13 protein-coding genes are annotated in these 13361 nt (G+C 69.5%); 6 read left to right on the top strand and 7 right to left on the bottom strand.

Annotated features, from left to right (window positions below; genetic code table 11):
• The first annotated feature begins 5 nt into the window (after window positions 1-5).
• Window positions 6-998 (top strand): NAD(P)H-dependent flavin oxidoreductase, encoded by a 993-nt coding sequence (locus tag DPQ65_RS12740; RefSeq protein WP_202863129.1) that lies wholly within the window; start codon window positions 6-8, stop codon window positions 996-998.
• A 30-nt stretch (window positions 999-1028) separates the two neighbouring features.
• Here DPQ65_RS12740 and DPQ65_RS12735 read toward each other — a convergent pair whose 3' ends face one another.
• The 4 genes from DPQ65_RS12735 to DPQ65_RS12720 are packed head-to-tail and all read right to left on the bottom strand — an operon-like array spanning window position 1029 to window position 5183.
• Entirely contained in the window at window positions 1029-1793 is a 765-nt protein-coding gene (locus tag DPQ65_RS12735; protein WP_114907726.1) for an enoyl-CoA hydratase/isomerase family protein, read from the bottom strand.
• Complete coding sequence (locus tag DPQ65_RS12730; RefSeq protein ID WP_162802210.1) at window positions 1790-2845, bottom strand: acyl-CoA dehydrogenase family protein; 1056 nt, start codon at window positions 2843-2845, stop codon at window positions 1790-1792. Before DPQ65_RS12730 ends, DPQ65_RS12735 begins: the two co-directional genes overlap by 4 nt.
• The gene (locus tag DPQ65_RS12725) at window positions 2842-3972 is read right to left on the bottom strand and encodes an acyl-CoA dehydrogenase family protein (protein WP_114907724.1); all 1131 of its coding nucleotides are present in this window, start codon (window positions 3970-3972) and stop codon (window positions 2842-2844) included. The genes DPQ65_RS12730 and DPQ65_RS12725 overlap by 4 nt, the downstream gene beginning before the upstream one ends.
• Window positions 3973-3974: 2 nt before the next feature.
• Complete coding sequence (locus DPQ65_RS12720; protein ID WP_114907723.1) at window positions 3975-5183, bottom strand: CaiB/BaiF CoA transferase family protein; 1209 nt, start codon at window positions 5181-5183, stop codon at window positions 3975-3977.
• 111 nt (window positions 5184-5294) lie between these two features.
• Between DPQ65_RS12720 and DPQ65_RS12715 the strand changes: the two genes are divergently transcribed.
• From DPQ65_RS12715 to DPQ65_RS15715, 5 genes are all read left to right on the top strand, one after another.
• A complete protein-coding gene (locus tag DPQ65_RS12715) occupies window positions 5295-5705 on the top strand; it encodes a Zn-ribbon domain-containing OB-fold protein (RefSeq protein ID WP_202863128.1) in 411 nt (136 codons plus the stop codon).
• Entirely contained in the window at window positions 5702-6871 is a 1170-nt protein-coding gene (locus DPQ65_RS12710) for an acetyl-CoA acetyltransferase (RefSeq protein WP_114907722.1), read from the top strand. The genes DPQ65_RS12715 and DPQ65_RS12710 overlap by 4 nt, the downstream gene beginning before the upstream one ends.
• Before the next feature lie 39 nt (window positions 6872-6910).
• Window positions 6911-7669, top strand: a complete 759-nt coding sequence (locus DPQ65_RS12705; protein ID WP_114907721.1) for an SDR family NAD(P)-dependent oxidoreductase — start codon at window positions 6911-6913, stop codon at window positions 7667-7669.
• Entirely contained in the window at window positions 7666-9762 is a 2097-nt protein-coding gene (locus tag DPQ65_RS12700) for an acetate--CoA ligase family protein (RefSeq protein WP_114907720.1), read from the top strand. Before DPQ65_RS12705 ends, DPQ65_RS12700 begins: the two co-directional genes overlap by 4 nt.
• Before the next feature lie 637 nt (window positions 9763-10399).
• Complete coding sequence (locus DPQ65_RS15715; RefSeq protein WP_162802209.1) at window positions 10400-10564, top strand: hypothetical protein; 165 nt, start codon at window positions 10400-10402, stop codon at window positions 10562-10564.
• 241 nt (window positions 10565-10805) lie between these two features.
• Here DPQ65_RS15715 and fgd read toward each other — a convergent pair whose 3' ends face one another.
• From fgd to DPQ65_RS12680, 3 genes are all read right to left on the bottom strand, one after another.
• Window positions 10806-11819, bottom strand: a complete 1014-nt coding sequence (fgd, locus tag DPQ65_RS12690) for a glucose-6-phosphate dehydrogenase (coenzyme-F420) (RefSeq protein ID WP_114907719.1) — start codon at window positions 11817-11819, stop codon at window positions 10806-10808.
• Between the two features lie 91 nt (window positions 11820-11910).
• Window positions 11911-12759 (bottom strand): 5-oxoprolinase subunit C family protein, encoded by an 849-nt coding sequence (locus DPQ65_RS12685; RefSeq protein ID WP_114907718.1) that lies wholly within the window; start codon window positions 12757-12759, stop codon window positions 11911-11913.
• The gene (locus tag DPQ65_RS12680; protein WP_114907717.1) at window positions 12756-13361 is read right to left on the bottom strand and encodes a 5-oxoprolinase subunit B family protein; all 606 of its coding nucleotides are present in this window, start codon (window positions 13359-13361) and stop codon (window positions 12756-12758) included. The genes DPQ65_RS12685 and DPQ65_RS12680 overlap by 4 nt, the downstream gene beginning before the upstream one ends.

The raw sequence follows: 13361 nt of genomic DNA, 5'->3' as shown, positions 1-13361 counted from the left end.
ACATCATGTTCACGACACGGTTCACCCAGCTTCTGGGGATCGACCACCCGATCGTCCAGGGCGGCATGCAGTGGGTCGGACGCGCCGAGCTGGCAGGGGCAGTGTCCAACGCCGGAGCCCTGGGGATCATCACGGGCCTGACGCAGCCCACACCCGAGGCCCTGGTGGCGGAGATCGCGCGGTGCCGGTCCCTGACCGACCGGCCCTTCGGCGTGAATCTGACAATCCTCCCGGCGATCAATCCCCCGCCGTACGCTGAGTACCGCCAGGCCATCATCGAGTCCGGTGTGAAGATCGTGGAGACTGCGGGTGCCAACCCCGTTGACCACCTGCCGGACTTCAAGGCTGCCGGGATCACCGTTGTGCACAAGTGCACCAGCGTCCGGCACGCGGTCAAGGCGGAGAAGGTCGGGGTCGACGCCGTGAGTATCGACGGCTTCGAGTGCGCTGGACACCCCGGCGAGGACGACATCCCAGGTCTGGTGCTCATCCCTCGGGCGGCCGAGGAGCTGACCATCCCGTTCATAGCCTCCGGCGGGTTCGCCGATGCCCGGGGACTTGTCGCCGCCCTGGCACTGGGTGCCGACGGCGTCAACATGGGGACCCGCTTCATGTGCACCCAGGAGTCCCCGATCCACGACACGGTGAAGCAGGCCATCGTCGCCGCCAGCGAGCTCGACACCGAGCTCATGTTCCGGCCGCTGCGCAACACCGCCCGGGTGGCGAGCAACAGCGTCAGCCGCGAGGTCGTGCAGATCCTGGGTGCGGGTGGGCAGTTCGAGGACGTCCGCGACCTGGTCGCCGGGGCTCGTGGCCGCACGGTCTACGAGAGGGGAGACACCGAGGCTGGGGTCTGGAGCGTCGGGATGGTCCAGGGCCTCATCCACGACGTCCCGACGGTGGGCGACCTGGTCGAGACGATCATGCGTGAGGCCCGCGAGAGCGTGACCGGGCGGCTCAGCGGTCTGCTGACGCAGGAGCCGGCCGCGGTCCGCTGACCGGGACGGCGTGCTGGCACCGCCCCGGCGTCAGCGTCCGTGGAAGGTCGGCTGCTCCCGACGGAGGTTGGCCTCGATCGCCGCCTTGCTGTCCTCCGTCTGCCACAGCCAGTCCTGCTCGCTCAGTTCCCGCTCGAGCACCTTCTCGACTCGGTCGGCCAGCCCGCCCCGGAGGGTGGCCTTCATGGAACGCACGGCGAGGGGGGCGGCCCTGGCGATCTCCCGGGCGTAGTCGAGGGCGCCGGACCGCTCATGCCCAGGCTCGACCAGTCGGTCGGCCAGCCCGATGTGGTGTGCGGCGACGCCGTCGAGACGGCGACTGGTGTAGAGCATGTCCAGCGCGTGCTGCTGCCCCACGATCGCCGGGAGTGACTCACTGAGGGCGAACCCCTGGTGGAACCCGAGCATCGAGAAGTTGGCATGGAAGCGCGTCGCGGAGGAGGCCACCCGGAAGTCCGCCGCGCACGCGAGACCCAAACCTCCGCCGACGGCAGACCCCTGGACCGCAGCGACCACCGGGACAGGAGCACGGAAGAGCTTGACTGCCTCCCGGTAGAGCTTGGCCGAGGTCGCGGAGCGGTCCTGGGTCATTTCTCCATGGGCGAAGTCCGCACCGGCACAGAAGTGCTTGCCCTCCGATGCGAGCACGATCGCCCTGGTGCCGCCGTCGGCGAGCTCGGTGAAGGTCGTGGCCAACTCGGCGATCAGCGGGAAGTTGAAGTAGTTGGCCGGCGCCCGGTTGATGCTGACGAGCGCGACGTGCTCGTGCTGCTCGACGAGGACGTCGTCACTCATGCCTGCTCCATCGTTCCGGCGCTGGAGGTGATCAGCCGCGCGATCCCACGCTCGGTCGCCACGGTCCCGATGTCCGCTGCGAGGTCGGCACTCGTGCCGACCTCTCCGAGCCAACTGTTTAGGCGCCGGGTGAGCAGCTGAAGGCGGTACTCCTGGGTCATCCCGATAGCACCGTGGGCCTGGTGCGCCGCCCGAACGGCCAGCCGCGCGCCCTCGTTCGTGGTGAGTTTCATCATCTTCACCTCGAGCGCCGACGGGTGGACCTCGGTCGCGGCGGCTGCCCGGGCGACGGCCAGCAGCGCGAGCGGCGCCTGCTGCTCGAGGCGGACGACGTGCTCCTGGACGGCTTGGAAGCGCCCGACCGGACGACCGAACTGGACCCGCTCGCCGACATATTGCCGCGTGAGGTCGGCGACCTCCTCGAGCGCACCGGCCATCAGGGCGCCGCGCAGCAGCATCAGCCGGGCCGTCAGCTCGTCCGGGGCTCCCGGCCAGGGCGACACCGCCACGGGGACGGCTTCGATGGTGACCTTGTCCCTCGGCTGCCGCGCGAGGTCGTAGCCCGCGCCCACCGATGCGGACTCCAGGGGGATCGCGACGAGCATCGGCCCCTGGTCGGTCGTGACCACCGTCAACGCGCATGTCGCCACGCGGGCCCACGGCACGTCGTGCACGACACCTGTCGCGACGCCGTCAGTGACCGTGAGCGTGTCACGCGGGTCGCCAGGCACCACGGTGAGCAGATCACCGGAGGCGCGGGTACCCGTGCGCGCCAGCGCCCAGGACGCCGCGGCGGTCTCGGCGAGCGGTACCGGGGCGCAGGCGCGGCCCGCAGCCTCCAAGACGATGAGTAACTCGGCGAGGCTGCCACCCGAGCCGCCAAGCTTCTCGTCGACGCCGATCAGGGGCAGGCCCATATCCGTCACCTGTGCCCACAGCGACTCGTCGAGGTCCTGCTGCTCCGCGGCAGAGACCCGCTCGGGCGGAGACTGCTCCCGGAAGAACTGCGCCATCAGTGGTGCGAAGCTGGGGTCGACGTTCTGAGAAGTCATGCGCGGGCCAGTCCTTTGCTGACGATATTGCGGAGGATCTCGACCGTCCCGCCCCGGATGGACCATGATGGGGAGACGAGGATGGCGCGGGCCAGGAGCGACTCGTAGGGATCGTCACTGGTCAGGTCTGGGGTGCGGCCGTAGTGACGGGTCACGATCTCCACGCAGTCCTGCTCGAAGCGGGTCGCCATCTCCTTAGCCAGCGCGGCCTCGATCGAGGGTGACTTGCCGGCGTCGACCATGCGGGCGATCGCGAGCGAGACGCCCCGGAAGGCCCAGCAGCGGGCCGTGATCTCGCCGGTGTCCGCGGTGGCGGCGGCCCCGAGTGGGCCCCAGCCCCCGCATACCCAGTGGTCGAGCACGGCCATCAGTGACATCCACCGGTCGACGCCACCACGCTCCAGCGCTAGTTCGGCCATGTTCTGCCCCCATCCCGCGCCGACCTCGCCCAGTACCATCTCGTCTGGGATGAAGACGTCCTCGAACGCCAGCTCGCAGAACTCTCGCGTCCCATCGATGAACGGGATGGGGGAGACGGTCAGTCCTTCCAGGTCACGCTCGACGATGAACTGGGTGAGTCCGTGGTGCCGGTCGTCGGAGGTGCGGAAAAGGGCGAGGATGTGCGTGGCCCGCGCGGCCCCCGTCGTCCAGATCTTGGTCCCGTTGACGCGCCACCCACCGGCGACGCGCTCGGCACGGGTGCGCAGGCTGGCTAGGTCCGAGCCGGAGTCGGGCTCGGACATGCCGATGGAGAAGGAGAGCTCCCCGCTGGCGATCCTCGGGAGGAGGGCCCGCTTCTGCTCCTCCGTTCCGTTGGCCGCGATGTTTGGCCCCGACTGTCGGTCGCCGATCCAGTGGTAGGCCACCGGTGCCCCGACCGCGAGTAGTTCCTCGACGACGACCAAGCGCTCGACGGCGCTGCGACCACCCCCGCCGTACTCCGGCGGGAGCGACATCCCCAGCCATCCGCGTGCCCCCAGGTCCCGGGAGAACTCGGGGTCGGAGGCACCGGTCATCCCCAGCCCCACGTCATACGAACCGGGAGGGAGACGTTCGGCGAGGAAACTCCTGACCTCCTGCTGGAGCCGGAGCTCGGACTCGCTCAGGTCGGTGGCGTCGAGGTGCATGGTCACTCCTGTCGCGTCGCTGGCTGAGGGGTCCGCGGCGAGGCGGAGACCTCGTCCAGCACCTCCTCGGTGTGCTCGCCGATCAACGGTGCCGGCCGGCGGACCGTGGGCGGGGTCAGGCTGAAGTTGGCCAGGTGCGGCGTGACCCGGTAGCGGCCGACGGTCGGGTGGTGCTCGAGCGGGAGTTCGTCCACGAGGTCCTGGATAGTCGCGACCCTTGTGGCCGGGATCCCGGTGGTGCGACAGTAGTCCAGCCACTCTTCCGTGGTGCGTGAGGGGCAGACCGCCCGGATGTCACGGTAGAGCGACTCGGAGTTGACGAGCGTCGCCCGCTGGTCCGTGTAGCGCGGATCGTCCGCCGCCCCCTCCACGCCGGCCTCGGTGAACAGGTCGACATAGTGCTTGGGGAGGTAGGGGAACAGGTGGATCCACCCATCCTTCGTGCGGTGCGGCCGGCGCTCCTTGGATAGGATCCGCGGGTACCCGCTGGCCTGGTGACCCTCCGCAGGGGTCGGCGGCTCGGCGATCGCCCCGCTGCCGTGCTCGGCGAGCATGAACGCGCTCATGGCCTGCACCATCGGCACCTCGATGTGCTGGCCCTCGCCGGTCCGGGCATGGTGGAACAACGCCGCCGTTACCGCCTCGGCCATCACCAGGCCGCACACCTTGTCGGCGAAGATCGTGGGGATTAGGCCGGGCTGGCCGTAGATGCGCTCCATCACGTCCGAGACGCCGCTGGCCGCCTGGATGATGTCGTCGTAGGCGGGCTCGGAAGCGCGGTCGCTGGCCAGCGGGAACCCCTGCGCCTGGCAGTAGACAATATCCGGCCGGGTCTCGCGCACGCTCTCGTAGTCGAGGCCGAGCTTGGTCAAGGCCTGGGGACGCATGGTGCTCACGACCACGTCACAGGTCGAGATGAGGGCCCGCACCGCAGCTGCCCCGGCCGCCGACTTCAGGTCCACGTCGATGGATCGCTTGTTCCGGAGCAGGTTCAGGGCGATGCCGGAGAGCTCCGGATGCGGTCCTGGGCCCATGACGCGGTTCGTGTCCCCACCGTTGGCCTCGACCAGGATCACGTCGGCTCCCTGGTCCGCAAGGAGCTGGGTGCACAGCGGTCCCATCACCACGCGCGTCAGGTCCAGGACCCGCACCCCGGCCAGTGGTCCGACGCGGTGCGCCTGCACTGCGACTTCGGCAGAGTGGTCGGGCATCCTGGCTCCTAGTGACGGCGGTCACGGTGTTGACGACTACTGTATTTCTAAATGTATACTAAAGTGAATGCATCAGTCTAGTCCGGCTGGTCCAGCACCCGAGGAGGATGTGTGACCGACAACGTCCGCGCCGATGTGGAGTCACTCTCGCCGGAGACGGCGCCCGGCACCGTGTTCGACCGGTACGCCGCCGAGGGTGTGCTCGCCTACCAGAGCTGCGGGGACTGCCGGCAGGCGGTGTTCCCGCCCCGGGTCCTGTGCCCTTCCTGCGGCAGCGACGACCTGGGCTGGGAACCCTCGGCAGGCCGGGGAACCGTCTACTCCGCCACGGTCATTGCGCCCCGGGGGAAGGAGCCGTACACCGTGGCCCTGATCGACCTGGACGAGGGCTTCCGGATGATGAGCATTGTCACTGCCGGTGACGACGGTGCGGTCGCCATCGACGACCCGGTAACCGTCTCGTTCCGGTTGGCGGGGGACGAGCCGCCCCTGCCTGTCTTCGCCGTGGAGGCGGACCGATGAGCGCCGCGGAGCGCTCGCTGCGGGGCAGGGCCGCCATCGTCGGGGTCGCAGAGTCGAGCCTCGGAGAGGTGGGTCCGGGAATCTCCTCGCTGGATCTCATCGGGCAGGCCACCGTGCGCGCCCTCGCTGACGCCGGGCTCAGCAAGAGCGACGTCGACGGGCTGTTCACGCACTCCGCCTTCTTCGCCCAGCCGGTCCTCACCACCGCGGAGTACCTGGGCATCCGCCCGCGCTTCGCGGACGGGACGGCCACCGGTGGGTCCTCCTTCGTGGGACACCTATGGCATGCGGCCGCCGCGATCGAGGCGGGTCTGTGCGAGGTCGCCCTCATCGTCTACGGCTCCACCCAACGCTCGCACGGCGGCGGGCTCGTGGCCTCCGGGGCCGCGCTGACCAGGTCCTGGGAGACGCCCTACGCACCGCGCATACCGGCCTCCGCCTATGCACTGGCCGCCGCACGCCACATGCGCGAGTTCGGCACCACCCGCGAGCAGCTGGCCGAGGTCGCGGTCGCCGCCCGCCAGTGGGCCAAACTCAACCCGGCGGCCTTCGTGCAGGACGACATGACAGTCGATGACGTGCTGTCCTCGCGGATGGTCTCCAGCCCGCTCACCGTGCGCGATTGCTGCCTGGTGACCGACGGCGGTGGCGCGGTAATCGTGACCTCCGCCGAGCGGGCCCGCAACCTGCCGAGGCCACCCGCCTACATCCTCGGTGCGGGCGAGGCCACCTGGCACATGAACATCTCCCAGATGCCCGACCTGACGACCACGGCGGCGCAGGAGTCCGGCAGGCGAGCCTACGAGATCGCCGGGTTCGGTCCGCAAGACATCGATGTCGTGGAGCTCTACGACGCGTTCACCATCAACCCGATTCTCTTCCTGGAGGACCTCGGGTTCTGCGCCAAGGGTGAGGGCGGGGCGTTCGTCTCCGACGGTGCCATCGCCCCCGGCGGGTCGCTGCCGGTGAATACCAACGGCGGCGGCCTGTCCTACTGCCACCCGGGGATGTACGGCATCCTCCTGGTGATCGAGGCGGTCCGGCAGCTGCGTGGCGAGGCGGGGGATCGGCAGGTTGCCCGGCACAGCCTCGCCCTGGCTCACGGCAACGGGGGGACCCTGTCCAGCCAGGTCACCGCGATCCTCGGTGACGAGAGCACCCTCTAACCAACGTCCACCATCTAAGAGCACAGGAGCAGAACCACCATGAGTGAAGGCAAGCTGCGGGACCGCGTCGCCGTCGTCACTGGCGCAGGCCAGGGCATCGGTGAGGGCGTGGCCCGACTCTATGCGGCCGAGGGCGCGAAGGTCGCCGTCGTTGACATCAACCAGGAGGCGGCCAGGTCCGTCGCAGACGGCATCGTCGCCGACGGTGGCCAGGCCGTAGCCGTGGTGTGCGACGTGGGCAGCCGGGCTAGCGTCGACGAGGCGGCAGCGGCCGTCGTCCAACAGCTCGGTGCCATCGACATCCTGGTCAGCAACGCGGGCGTGACCCGGCCCGCGATGCTCTGGAAGATGTCGGACGACGAGTGGAACATGGTCCTGGACACTCACCTCGGTGGCAGCTTCTACTGGCTGCAGGCGGTGGCCGGGGGGATGCGCGAGCAGAAGTACGGACGAATCATCTTCACGACCTCGGCCGCCGGCATCATCGGTACGATCGGTCAGATCAACTACTCCGTCGCCAAGGCGGGCCTGCTGGGGATGACCCGGTCCGCCGCCCGCGAGCTGGCAGACTCGAAGATCACCGTCAACGCGATCGCGCCGGCGGCGTCGACGCCGATGACCGAAGTGATCCGCACGGACGAGCGCTTCAAGGACACCTACCTCCAGTCGATCCCGCTCAAGCGCTGGGCCGAACCCGACGAAGTGGCCGCCTCCTACCTGTTCCTGGCCACCGAGGAAGCCGGTTACCTCACCGGCCAGTGCCTGTCCGTGGACGGCGGCCGGGTCATGGTGCGATGACTGTGCCCGACCTCGACGCGCTGCTGCGCCCGCGGTCGGTCGCGGTCGTCGGCGCATCCATGACGAACTCCACCAACGTGGGGTCACGCACCCTAAGCCAACTCCGCCAGTTCTTCCCGGGACGGACCTACCTGGTCCATCCGCGGGCGACCGGGGCGGACTCGGCGCCCGACCTCGCCTCCCTCCCGGAGACGGTCGACCTGCTCGTCGTGGCCGTGCCCGCTCCGGCCGTGGTGCCGGTGGTCGCGGACGGCGCGCGGCTCGGCATCCGGGCGGCTCTCATCTTCACGTCCGGCTTCGCCGAAGGAGGGGCCGAGGGCGTGGCTGCCCAGGCCGAACTGCAGCGCATCTCCGCGGAGACGGGCATGCTGATCAACGGGCCGAACACGATCGGCTTCATGAACCTGCACGACGGGATCCTCGCCACCTTCTTCCTGCCGCCGGACATCGAGCTGCCCGCGGCGGGACCGGTGGCAATCGTCTCCCAGAGTGGCGCCCTCGCCACCTACATCGACGAGATGGCCCGGGACCGAGGCATCAGGCCCGGATGGCTGGTCACGACCGGCAACGAGGCCGGGGCCACGGTCACCGACTGCCTGGCCTACCTGGTTGAGCGGCCGGAGGTGACCGTGCTGGCTGCGACCAGCGAGGGGCTGCGCGACCCGGAGGCCTTTGTCCACGTGGCCTCACGAGCGGCGCAACTCGGCAAGCCGTTGGTCTTCGTCAAGGCTGGCCGGTCCGCGGCCGGGATGGCCGCGGCCCAGTCCCACACCGCCTCGATCTCGGGCGGGGACGACGTCTTCGACGCGGTCTGCCGGCAGTATGGCGTGCTACGTGCGGACAGCCTGGAGCAGGCCCTCGACTGGCTCAGTGTCTTCCAGACCCAGCGGCGCCTGGTCGGCAACCGGATCGGGCTGCTGACCGGGTCGGGCGGAAGCGGCGTCATGATGGCGGACGTCGCGCACGACGTCGGGCTGGACGTCGCCACCACCCCAGCTGCCGACCAGGAGCTCATCGGGCAGTGGATCCCGAGCTTCGGCTCGGCCGTCAACCCTATCGACGTGACGGCGCAGGCCATCGCCTCAGGGGTGGGCAATTATCAGCGGATACTCAAGACTCTCGTCCACTCGACCGGCTTCGACTGCGTAGCTGTCGGGTCGGGCCTGCGCGGTCCGCAGGCGGTGGAGGTCGCGGAGAAGATCGCGGCCACCTATGGGGAAACGAACAAGCCAGTCGCCCTGACCTGGTACAGCACCAACCAGGACTCCCGCCGCATTCTGGTCGACGCTGGAGTGCCTACCTACCAGGACTCGAGCCGCGCGATCGGCGCGTTGGGCGCGCTGCGCCGGTTCCAGGGGCAGACGGGCCGGGTCACCGAAGAACCGGTGAAGCCGCCGGATCAGACGCGTGTGGCCGATGCGAGAGCGCTGCTCGGGGGTGGCCCGACGCTGACCGAGGCTGCGTCGAAGAAGCTGCTCGGTCTATATGGCCTGCCCGTCGTGCAGGAGGCGGTAGCGACTACCGTGGACGGCACGGTGGAGGCTGCGGAAGCGATGGCTGCGTACCCGGTGGCCCTCAAGGTGCTCTCTGTGGACCTGCCACATAAGTCTGATGTCGGCGGTGTGCGCCTAGGCGTGGCCGACGCGGCTGGTGTGCGTCACGCGAGTGAGGACATCCTCGCCGACGTGGCCGAGCAGCGGCCCGACGCGCGGATTGAGGGCCTTGTCGTCCAGCAAATGGCCCCCAGCGGCGTGGAACTGGTCTGCGGTGTGCATCGGGATCCGGTCTTCGGGCCTGTGGTCACTGTTGGCCTAGGCGGAGTGCTGGTTGAGGTCGTCGCGGACGTCGCACTATGCAAGGCGCCCCTGACACTGGAACACGCGCGCTCCGCGCTCGCGGAGGTCGCGGGCGGGCGCCTGGTGAGCCACTCCCGCGGGATCTCGGCCGACCAGGTGGACGCTGTCGCCGACATCATGGTGCGGCTGGGAGACCTCGCGGTCGAGCTCCCCGAGATCGCGGAGATCGACGTCAACCCATTGATCGTCTCCCGCTCGGCCATCCTCGTCGCCGACGCACTGGTGGGGGTGTCCTGACCTCCGCGCGTCGCCTGAAACTGGATCGCCGGTCCCGAGGCCTCACGGGACGGTTGCTCAGGGGGAACGATGATCTCTCGGAACGGCCGCTGGGAGGCGATCGGTAACTCGACGAACTCGGTGGCCAGGCCGGTCAGGTTGAGGACCGTCCGGATGGTTGGGGCACGCGTGCGATGCCGCCCTCGGTGGCTAGTCGTTGGGGCGGTCCGAGGTGAAGCAACTTGTGGCGCCAGTGCATCCGGCCGCCGCCGGTGGCCCCGGAGGTTCATGAGCCACTGCACGTCCGGGACGTAGGTGAGCGCGATGGTGATGGTGTCGTCCTGGCGAAAGGCCATCGGGGGAATGCGGTGCGCCGTGCGGGGTGCTGCGCCCGATGTGCTCCCGCTCCACGAACCAGCGGTGCCCGGCCAGGTTGACCAGGATCGGATGGGCGAACGCTTGACATAGGGCGTGATGCTCAGGGGTGCGGGCATCACCCCAGCATGAGTCACCCGGGGCCCGCGCGCTCGGTCAGGTGGGTCCGTCGGGTTCGTCCGGCACTGCGCGTCGGTGCGGTCTGACACCGCATGCCTGCCCGGTCGTCAGTCGAGGGGACTGATCCGCAACTGCCGCCGTCGATCTACAGGCGTGCCTCCGGGTGCAGTTCGTCGCGAAGGCGTGCGCGTGCGACGAGTCCCGCGGCGGGATGCCGTCCGTCGAGCGCTCCGACGCGGATGCCGAAGGCCAGGTCGAATCGTTCCTCGTCAGCCAGGAGCGTGAACTCTTCGATCGCGACACACCTGGTGCTGAGCAGCCCAGCTGAGATCTCTCTGCCGCGGTGCGTTCGGTCTGTGCGACGCCTGTCGCGGACCGGTCGATGACGAGGATGTGTGCCCGCCGGGCGCGATGCGTTCACAGACAGCTCGTGCACTAGCACCAGGCGCTCCACCGATCTCGAGCACCCGCATGGCAGGCGTCAACGGCAACGCATCGACGATCGCCCTCAGTCGCGGCGACAGCGTGCCCACGACGCGCTCCTCTCACCCCTGGCTGGTCATCATCCGTCAGGCCAGTGCCCGCAGCCGAGGAGCCAGGTCCTCCTCGAACTGGGTCAGGAAGCGCTCCTGGTCGTGGCCGGGGCCGTGGAAGACCAGGTGGTTGAAGCCGGCCTCGACATAGGGGCGGACCTGGTCGGCGACCTGCTCGGGGTCAGAGGCGACGATCCACCGCTTGGCGACCTGCTCGATCGGCAGCTCGTCGGCGAAGCGCTCCATCTCGATCGGGTCGTCGATGCTGTGCTTCTGCTCCGGCGTCAGCGACAGCGGCGCCCAGAACCGGGTGTTCTCCAGGGCGGCGTCGGCGTCGCGGTCGTAGGAGAGCTTGATCTCGATCATCCGGTCGATCGAATCGCTGGGGCGCTCGGCCTTGCCCAGACCCTCCTCCACGGCGGGGAGCAGCTTGTCGGTGTAGAGGTCCATGCCCTTGCCCGAGGTGCAGATGAAGCCGTCGCCTGCGCGTCCGGCGTAGCGGGCGACGAGCGGGCCGCCCGCGGCGACATAGACGGGCACGCCGCCCTCGGGGACGTCATAGATCGAGGCGCCGCGGGTCTGGTAGTAGTCGCCGTCGAAGTCGACGCGGTCCCCCGTCCAGAGCTCACGCATGAGCTGCACGGCCTCGCGCAGCCGGGCGAAGCGCTCCTTGAACTCCGGCCACTCACCCTGCAGGCCGCCGGTCGCGATCTCGTTGAGTGCCTCACCGGACCCGACGCCGAGCACGACGCGGTCGGGGAACAGGCAGCCCATCGTCGCGAACGCCTGCGCCACCACGGCGGGGTTGTAGCGGAACGTCGGCGTCATCACCGAGGTGCCCAGCACGATCCGCTCGGTGCGGGCGCCGACCGCCGACATCCAGGAGATCGCGAACGGTGCGTGGCCGCCCTGGTGTCGCCAGGGCTGGAAGTGGTCACTGACGAAGGCCGAGTCCATGCCGTGGGACTCTGCGGCGACGCCGAGGTCCACCAGTTCACGCGGGCCGAACTGCTCGGCCGATGCCTTGTATCCCAGCTTCAGAGCACTCATGGCCCCACTCTTCCAGAGTCCACAGTTCGCAGACGACATGGGCTGGACGCTCCAGGCGAGTGCCTAACGTCCCAGAAAGCTCTGAGGCCGCTCACCGCACTGCGGTCGTGGTGAACCGCACCTCCTGGCCCGGCCGGAGCTGGGCACACCGGTCGACATCGAGGTCGTCGACATAGGCGATCACCGGGTAGCCGCCGGTCACCGGGTGGTCCGCGAGGAAGAGCACCGGCAGGCCCGACGGCGGGAGTTGGATCGCGCCCCGCACCATGCCCTCGCTGACCAGCTCACCCTCGCGCAGTCGGGGGAGCGGCTCACCCGACAGTCGGACACCGATCCGGTTGGACTGGCTGTCGACCTCATAGACCTGGGAGGTGAGCTGGCCCCAGGCGGCGTCGTCGAACCAGTCGCGCCGCGGGCCGGGCGTCACGTGGACCAGGAGCCGCTCACCGGTCGGCTCGGGCACCGGCGCGACGTCGACCCCAGGTTCCGGTCGGGGCGTGGTGCCGACCGGCAGGACGTCGCCCGCCTGGAGTGGCCTGGGCCCCAGACCGGACAGTATGTCGCTCGCGCGGCTTCCCAGGACCGGCTCCACATCGACTCCTCCCCGGACCGCGAGGTAGGTGCGCAGGCCGGCCGGCGGGAGACCGAGACGCAGCGTCTCTCCTGCTGGGAGGTGGAAGGGCGCCAGGTGCGGCGTGCCCGGGCAGCGGGCGCCGGTGGTCGCCACGACCACGTCCTCGTCGGTCTGCAGCGCCAGCCCGCCGAGGGTCACCTCGATCGTCGCCAGCATCGGGTGGTTGCCGACCAGGGCGTTGGCCAACCGGTGGGCTCCCCGGTCGCAGGCTCCTGAGCGCCCGATGCCGAGCGCCGCCTGTCCCGGCCGACCGAAGTCCTGGATGGTGCTGAGCGCGCCCGCCTGCGCCACGGTCAGGGTGGTCATGAGGACTCCACGAAACGGACCGCCGTCCCCGGCGCCAGGAGTGCGGCCGGTTCGCGGTCCAGGTCGAAGACGTCCACGAGGGCATGTCCGATCAGCTGCCAACCCCCTGGGGACTCACGGGGGTACACACCGGTGAACTCACCTGCGAGAGCGAGGGACCCGGCAGGAACCCTGGTGCGTGGTGACTCGCGTCGTGGGGTGTCCCAGTCGAACGTGCTGCCCGCCAGATAGCCGAAGCCAGGCGCGAACCCGCAGAAGGCCACGGTCCACTGCTCCTCCAGGTGGCGGCGCACCAGCTCCTGGGCGGAGCAGCCCAGCAGGTCAGCGGTCTCGGCGAGATCGGCCCCGTCATAGCGCACCGGCACCTCGACCGGGGCACCCACCGGGCCGCGGTGCTCGCCAGGCTCGATCGTCCTCAGTTGTCCCGCAAGAGAGTTCAGGTCGGTGTCCCGGTCGCCGATCACCAGGATCGTGCGCCCGGCCGGCACGACGTCCAGCACCGACAGATCGCTGTCCCGGAGCGCGGCATAGTGCCTCAGCACCTCCTCGAGGGAGTCGAACTCCAGGAGCAGGGCGCGGGTCCCACTCGGCAGGATGCGCAT

It is taken from the genome of Ornithinimicrobium murale, assembly GCF_003352835.1.
Taxonomy (GTDB): Bacteria; Actinomycetota; Actinomycetes; order Actinomycetales; family Dermatophilaceae; genus Ornithinicoccus; species Ornithinicoccus muralis.
Note: the sequence above shows the minus strand (reverse complement) of the source record. Positions and strands in the feature narration are given on the sequence as shown.